Origin of the sequence: Leisingera sp. JC11, assembly GCF_040704725.1 — a bacterium.
In the GTDB taxonomy this organism is placed as follows: Bacteria; Pseudomonadota; Alphaproteobacteria; order Rhodobacterales; family Rhodobacteraceae; genus Leisingera.
This window is the reverse complement of the sequence record NZ_JBFCVS010000044.1, coordinates 1-6,946: the sequence shown is the minus strand read 5'-3', so window position 1 is coordinate 6,946 and position 6,946 is coordinate 1. Positions and strand designations below refer to the sequence as shown.

Annotated in this window: 5 protein-coding genes and 2 pseudogenes; 5 read left to right on the top strand and 2 right to left on the bottom strand. The window is 66.3% G+C overall.

Annotated elements, in window-relative coordinates:
- Positions 1–94 (top strand): annotated as a pseudogene (locus AB1A62_RS21855) (integrase); the annotation flags it as partial.
- Between the two features lie 70 nt (positions 95–164).
- On the opposite strand, the gene AB1A62_RS21850 reads toward AB1A62_RS21855, so the two are convergent.
- Positions 165–677 (bottom strand): hypothetical protein, encoded by a 513-nt coding sequence (locus tag AB1A62_RS21850; protein ID WP_366663567.1) that lies wholly within the window; start codon positions 675–677, stop codon positions 165–167.
- 189 nt (positions 678–866) lie between these two features.
- Positions 867–2,486: an exosortase E/protease, VPEID-CTERM system gene (gene xrtE / locus AB1A62_RS21845; RefSeq protein WP_366663566.1), complete on the bottom strand. Its 1,620-nt coding sequence runs from the start codon at positions 2,484–2,486 to the stop codon at positions 867–869.
- Between the two features lie 378 nt (positions 2,487–2,864).
- Between xrtE and AB1A62_RS21840 the strand changes: the two are divergent.
- From AB1A62_RS21840 to AB1A62_RS21825, 4 genes and pseudogenes are all read left to right on the top strand, one after another.
- A pseudogene (locus AB1A62_RS21840) lies at positions 2,865–3,293 on the top strand (UDP binding domain-containing protein); the annotation flags it as partial.
- A gap of 79 nt (positions 3,294–3,372) precedes the next feature.
- Positions 3,373–4,644 carry a glycosyltransferase family 4 protein gene (locus AB1A62_RS21835; RefSeq protein ID WP_366663565.1) on the top strand — a complete coding sequence of 424 codons (1,272 nt, stop codon included), beginning with the start codon at positions 3,373–3,375 and terminating at the stop codon, positions 4,642–4,644.
- A 132-nt stretch (positions 4,645–4,776) separates the two neighbouring features.
- The gene (locus AB1A62_RS21830; protein ID WP_366663564.1) at positions 4,777–5,868 is read left to right on the top strand and encodes a polysaccharide pyruvyl transferase family protein; all 1,092 of its coding nucleotides are present in this window, start codon (positions 4,777–4,779) and stop codon (positions 5,866–5,868) included.
- Between the two features lie 14 nt (positions 5,869–5,882).
- Positions 5,883–6,946 (top strand): glycosyltransferase (locus tag AB1A62_RS21825; RefSeq protein ID WP_366663563.1); only part of this gene is annotated, 1,064 nt, incomplete at its 3' end.

The window sequence follows — 6,946 nt, the reverse complement described above, 5'->3', positions numbered from 1 at the left end:
GATTTGCGACCGCTTAAACGACACACCTAGAAAATGCCTCGGGTGGCGCACACCGGCTGAAGCGTTCAGGGACGAACTCATGAAACTGAGATAGCAGGAAACGTCGCAACGACCCTTGAGCCTTCACAGCAGTCCCCTGCCTGCAGCGGGGCCCGCAGGCCGGGTCAGGCGCTGCGGCAGGCGGGAATGCCCATGCGGATGATTTCGCTGCCCTTGATCTTGTGGACCCCGGAAATCCGGTTGCGGCCTTCGGCCATGAACCAGCTCTTCAGCGGCGCCGGGTAATATTGCGCCATCACCCGGCTGAAATAGTCGAATTTCTCCTGCGCCAGGCGGCGGCCGCCGCGCGAGGGGCCGTGGAAGCCAAAGGTGGTGGCCGGATCGACGCAGGCGCCCGGCAGGCCCAGGAACATGGTGCAGGTGGAATAGCAGACCTTGCCGCGGATCTCGACCCGGACGCCGTTCTGCTGCAGGTTCTTCAGCTCGATCAGCCGGTCATGCAGATAGCCGCCGCGGTCGCTGCCGACCACATAGGTCTGCTGTGCCGCCGCTGCAGAAGGCTGCAGAACCGCCAGCGCCAGGCCAAGGGCGGCGGCGGCTTTCACGGCGGAGTGAAACATGGTGCGGCTGCGGCCCAAGAGGGCAGCTGCGGAAGATGCGATGTTCTGTGCCGGCATGGTCAGACCTCCAAAGCATTAACTGGCGTTGGAAACTGATTAAGAAAGCGTTGCGCGCTGGCCGGGTTGCAGATGTGGCAAAATTTAGCACATTATCAACACTTTAGACTTCATGTTAGGCAAATTTTAAGGGTTTGCGGAAGCGCTCTGCGCCGCATTTTGCGAACAGGCCTGTGCAGGAAGGCCGGATCAGAGCAGATCAAAATCCATCGCCGCGAGGGCGGCGGCGGCAATCAGGGCATTGGCCAGAACATGCGCCTGCACCGCGCCGCCCGGGCGGCGGGTCCGCAGATAAAGCAGTCCGAAGACGATCCCCGCCCCGGCGCCCGCCAGCCAGCGGCCGTGCAGCGCCGCAAACAGCAGGCTGCTGGCCGCCAGCCCGGCCCAGGCCCGCCAGGCGGGTGCGCCGGGGCCGCCGGCGATGCGCTCCAGCACATAGGCGCGGAAAAACAGCTCTTCGATCACCGGCACCAGCAGCACCGTGCCCAGCAGGCGGCAGGCAATCCAGACCGGATCCGGGGCCGCGGCGGCGCTGCCGCCGCTTTCCGGTGCGGTCCACAGCCACAGCGCAGCCACCGCGGCGCCCGCCAGCCAGTCCAGCGGCTCGGCCCGCCAGCTGAACGTCCTGAGCGCGGGCCAGAACAGCCCCAGCCCCAGCAGCATCAGCGCCGCCCGCAGCGGGTAGCCGCTGGAAGGGGTCTCCCAGAACAGCGGCGTCAGCGTGCCGCTGATCATGAACAGGATGAAGGGCACGATGCGGGCAAACAGCGGATCCGCGGCCAGGGACGGGGCCGGGGGCGGGGCCGTGCCCGCAGCAGCGCCCGGGGCCGCTGCGGTCGTTTGCAACAGCGGCATGTTGTGGGCGGCGGCCAGCACCGCAAACGCCAGCAGAGAGAACAGAAGCCAGCCTGCGTAGGAATGGAACCCGTCGACAGCCAGTTCCGGCGAGACATGGGCGCCGAGCCAGACCAGCCCGGAAATGCGGAAGATATTGAAGATCCAGCTGACACTGACCGCCAGCGGGAACAGCACCAGCCAATAGGGCCCCATGCGCAGCGCCGGGCGCGTCAGCACCGCATAAATAGCCATGAAAACGGTCATCAGGGCCACGCCTTCGGCGCCGGAACAGCTCGAGGCGATGCGGACTGCAAAATCATTCAGGCCGATGATGCGCTCGCCCGGAAGGGCGGAAATTTCCGTTCCCGCTGCGGAGAAGACCAGGCTCACGCCCTGGAACGTCAGCCGGGTCAGGGCCTGGTTTCCGCCCCAAAGCCAGCCGGTGGCTTCAACTACCAGCGGCAGCAGAAAAAAACCGGCGGCGGTGAGCGGCAGAAAGGCGTCATTGCCAAGAAACCATTGATTCCAGGCGCGCAGCGGCAAAAGCCAGAGGACCGCGCCGAGGAAGGCCAGCACCGCGCCGGCCAGGAACAGCGGTGCCGCCAGGCTGAACTGCGCCTGCAGATCCGGAAGCGGAAACAGCCACAGCGGCAGCAGCCCCAGGCCCAGCCCCAGCAGATGCAGCCCGGTCGGCCGGAGGCGGCGCGGCGGCGCGGCGTCCGCCAGGCGCAAATAGCTCTGCCAGAGCTGCGGGCGGAGCAGTGCCATAAGAACGACGGCCGTGCTCATGAAAAGCACGCTCAGCGGCAGTGTCCGCATGCTCCGGCAGAGTGCAAATGCAGACACATTGCTGCAGAACAGCTGGCCTTCCTGATGAGTCAGAAGGCGGATGGCCACGGCTTCGGCCACCGCGGCCGCCACAAAGACGGCCAGACGGGCAAATGCCGGCCTGGAGATCTGCCCCCGCCTCATGGTTTCTCCTCAGAACGGACTGCGGGAACAGGCGATGGGCCTGTCCCGCCTTTTCGGTGCGACCATATGCGGCTTGGGCTGCCAAGGCCAAGGGGCTTTCCCCGCCGCAGGCTGAGCTTCGCCGGGGCGGTGCGGCCCCGGTGCGGCTTCTCTTGCGGCCGCCCCCGCGTGCCGGGCGCGCGGGAGGAATGCGGCCTGAGCCTGAACCGTATGATGAATTTTTGCGGCACACCCTCAGGCTTGCCAGCGGAGCAGTCATTCACTAGGAGCGGAAACAAGCAAATTTGCTCGAGTGATTAATCATGTCGATTATCCCCGCCCTCCTGTGCGGAGGCTCCGGCCCCCGTGTGCGGCCGCTTTCACGCCAGACTTGCCCCAAGCAGCCCCTCCTTCGGCTCCGGCGGCTATTGCCTGCCCAAGGACACCAAACAGCTGCTGGCCAATTACAACCATGTGCCGCAGAATATTATCCGCGCGATCGTGGGCGCCAACCGCACCCGAAAGGATTTCCTGTCCGATCAGATCCTGATGCGCGGCCTGAAGGTGGTGGGAATGATGAAGGCCGGCGCGGACAACTTCCGCCAGTCCTCCATTCAGGGCATCATGAAGCGGCTGAAGGCCAAGGGGGTTGAGGTGATTGTCTATGAACCGGCGCTGGAGGAGGCGCATTTCTTCCATTCCCGGGTGGTGCGCGGTCTGGAGCCTTTCAAGGCGGAGGCGGATCTGATTGTCGCCAGCCGGGTGAGCGAAGAACTTGCGGATGTGGCGGAGAAAGTGTTCACCCGCGACCTGCCGGGGACGGATTGAGGGGCAGACAGCATGGCGGCTGCGCATGTGATCAGACTTGAGGGCCCTTCCGGGCCTTCCCCCGCCAGGCGGGGCGGCGATGCCTAGGGATCTGCAGGCACATACCGTGCTGCCGGGGGGAGTTCTCTATCTCTCGCCCTATTTCTGGCCCGAGGAGATCGGCTCGGCTCCCTATTGCCGGGAGCTGGCAGAACATCTGGCGGCGCGGGGCTATGCGGTTTCGGCGCTGGCGTTCCGCCCGCATTATCCCAGCCCCGCCCCCTTCGGCGACTGGGCGGACGGCGCCCGCGACCATGAGCGGCTTGGCCCGATTGCCATCGAGCGGGTTCCGGTCCAGGCGCGCGGCTCCGGCGGGTTCAGGGACCGGGTCCGCAACGACCTGCGGTTCCTGCGCCGGGCGGCCTGGCATGCGCTGCGCGGCCGCCACCGCAAGACCGGCGCCATCATCGCCTATGTGCCAAGCATCCTGACCCTTTACGGGGCAATGGCGCTGAAGCTGCGCTCCGGCGCGCCGGTCATGGCCGTGGTCCACGATATCGAAAGCGGCTTGGCCACCTCGCTTGGCATCGCCTCCCATCCGGTGATGCTGAAGCTGATGCGGCTGGCAGAGCGGATCGGCCTCAGCTTCGCGGATGAGGTTGTGGTGCTGACCGAAGGCATGAAGCGGGAGCTTGAGGCGATCGGCTGCAGGCGGCCCGTCACGGTGCTGCCGATCTGGGCGCAGGCGGCGGCAGAGGCCCCGATCGACCCGGCCGCGCCGGTGCAGGTGATGTATTCCGGGAACTTCGGCAAGAAGCAGAACCTGGATCAGCTGCTGCCGCTGCTGTCGTATCTGTCGGACACCCTGCCGGAGGTCGGGATCGTGATGCGGGGCAGCGGATCGGAACGGCCGCGGATCGAAGCGGAAGCGGCCCGGCGCGGCATTGCAACGGCCCGCTTCCTGGAGCTGGCCCCGGCAGAGGAGTTCATGGTCGCGCTGCAGAGCGCCAATGTCCATCTGGTGCCCCAAGCCCTGAACGTGGCGAATTACGCGCTGCCCTCCAAGCTGTTCTCGATCATGTCGGCAGGCCGCCCCTATGTCTGCATTGCCGAACCGGGCAGCCCGCTGGATGCCCTGGCGCGCGATTCCGGTGCCGGGATCTGCGTTTACCCGGATGACCAGGCCCGCCTCTGCCGGGAGGTGGCCGCGCTTCTGGGCGATCCGGCGCGGCAGCAGCGCATGGGCGCGGCCGGGCGGGCCTATGTGCAGCAGCACATGAACCGCGCCGCCATCTTCAACAGTTACGAATCCATCCTGCGGCGCCTGGCGGGCGCCCCGGAAGAGCAGCGCATCGCGGAGGCAGAGCAATGAAACAGGCACTTATCACAGGGGCGGCAGCAGGGGGCGGCATGGCCGTGCCGGTGAGCGCCGAAGGCTGAGGGCCTCCGAAAAACCGGCGCGCATTCGACCGCAAGCATCTGATTTCGCACAAGGATATGAAACATGACTATTGATACGGCTGCAGCGGACGCGCCGCGCGTTGCCCTGGTTGGCGGCCAATGGGCCCAGAATGTCGGCAATGCCTTCTTCAACCTGGGCGGCGAATATGTGCTCAAGCGCGTCTTCGGCAGCGGTGCCGTGGGCTTTTACCAGGACCAGCCGAACTATCGGACCCTGCACAACAAGTACAAGGGCAACCCCGCCGCATATGCCGATTTCGTCCGCCATCTGGACATCGATTACCTGGTGCTGCAGGGGCCGGTGCTGAACGGCTGGATCCGGGAAAGCTGGGAGCAGGCCTTCAAGGCGCTGCGCGCCCGCGGCACCAAGGTCATTTTCCTGTCCTCCGCCTTCTTCAAGTTCCGCGACAGCGAATTCAGGAAGGTGCGCGAATTCCTTGAGGAATACCCGCCGGCGCTGATCTCGACCCGCGACGATCAGAGCTTTGGCATCCTCAAGGACTGGCTGCCGGGGGTGCCGAAATACAATGGCATCGACTCGGGCTACTTCCTGAACCGCTGCGTCAGCCCGTTCAAGGTGCGCCCGGACGTGCGTTACATCACCAAGAACTTCGACCGCTACCCGGAGCCGGAGATCCTGACCAGCGACCCCGGCGCCAAGTACAATTCCCGCCAGGTGGAGATCGAGGGCAAGACCTACTGGCTGTCGGTGCCGACCTTCCTCGACAAATACGCCCACAAGGGCAAGATCAAGGGCTATCTGGCCGATGTCTTTGACCGCCGCAAGCTGCCGGCAGAGTTCGGCGGGCGCATGATCGTGCGGCCGGAGCACCGGTTCTTTCCGCATATGACCCACAAGATCTACCGCCAGCCCAACGCCACCGCCTCGGATGAGCCCTGGACCTATATCAGCCTCTATGCCAATGCGGAGTTCACCCTGTCGGACCGGGTGCATGCCTGCGTGGCGACCCTGGCCTTCGGCGGCCCGGCGATGCTGTTCACGCCCAGCCCGCGCTCGGCGCTGTTCGGGCGGGTCGGGCTGCAGGAGATCAAGACGAAGCTGGTCACGCTGGATCTTGATTACCTGCACGAAGAGCAGGAAAAAGAGATTGCCTGGCTGAAAGAGCACGTTTGAGCCGGAGAGATCGGATGTATGTTCTGCATGTGGTGAGTGATCTGGACGAGGCCTATGGCGGCCCGTCGCAAAGCGTTCCGCAGCTGGTGCACCACCTTGCGGCGGAAGGGGTCGGCGGCCGCATTCTCTACGTGGAGACGCTGGCGCAGAGCCGCAACCGGATTGTCGAGTCCCGGCAGCTGCTGGCCCAGGGCGCCCGCATCCGGGGCTCGCGCAGGATCTGCTACGCGCCGGACCTGCGCCGCCTGCTGCGCGAGGCGGTCCGCAGCTCGGCGCCGGCGCTGGTGCATATCCACAGCATGTGGCGCTACAACGCCTGGGCCGCCTGGCAGGAGGCCCGTGCCGCCGGCCTTCCGGTCGTGGTCTCGCCGCGCTCCAACCTGTACGGCCATTCGCTGCGCAAGAACCGGCTGATCAAGCAGGCGGCGCGCAGGCTCTTTGTGGACCGGATGCTGACAGAAGCGGCCTTTGTGCATGCCACCGCCGCCTCGGAAACCGAGGCGGTGCGCGCGGCGGGCTACAAGACGGTGCCGGTGCGCACCATTCCAAACGGCATCGATCCGGTCGATGTCTCGGGGTTTGCCACCCGGGCTGCGGCCCTGTCGGCGCTGCAGCTGGAGACCGATCCCGCCCGTCCGCATGTGCTGTTCCTGTCCCGGGTCGACCCCCGCAAGCGGGTCGCAGATCTGATCGCCGCCTTTGCAGCCTCGGAGCAGGCCCGCAGCCAGGCGGCCGAGCTGCTGATTGCCGGCCCCGCCGCCTCAGAGGGGTACGCCGCAGACCTGCGGGCCCGGGCGGCGGCGGAAGGCGTGGCGGAGCGGGTGCATCTTCTCGGCATGCTGCGAGACGGGCAGCGCACCGCGGCCTATGCGGCGGCGGATGTTTTTGCCCTGCCGACCCAGTTCGAAAATTTCGGGATCGCGATCGGCGAAGCCCTGTCGGCGGGGCTGCCGGTGGTGACCACGACCGCAACCCCCTGGGCGGCGGCGGCGGAAAACGGCGTCGGCCACCTGGTGGAGCCGGGCGATACCGGCGGGCTGGCGGCCGGGCTCGACCGGTTTCTGCTGGCGCTGCCGGC

Coding starts and splice junctions, on each gene's coding strand:
- AB1A62_RS21850 (WP_366663567.1), bottom strand. CDS start 677: ATGCCGGCACAGAACATCGCATCTTCCGCAGCTGCCCTCTTGGGCCGC.
- xrtE (WP_366663566.1), bottom strand. CDS start 2,486: ATGAGGCGGGGGCAGATCTCCAGGCCGGCATTTGCCCGTCTGGCCGTC.
- AB1A62_RS21835 (WP_366663565.1), top strand. CDS start 3,373: ATGCCTAGGGATCTGCAGGCACATACCGTGCTGCCGGGGGGAGTTCTC.
- AB1A62_RS21830 (WP_366663564.1), top strand. CDS start 4,777: ATGACTATTGATACGGCTGCAGCGGACGCGCCGCGCGTTGCCCTGGTT.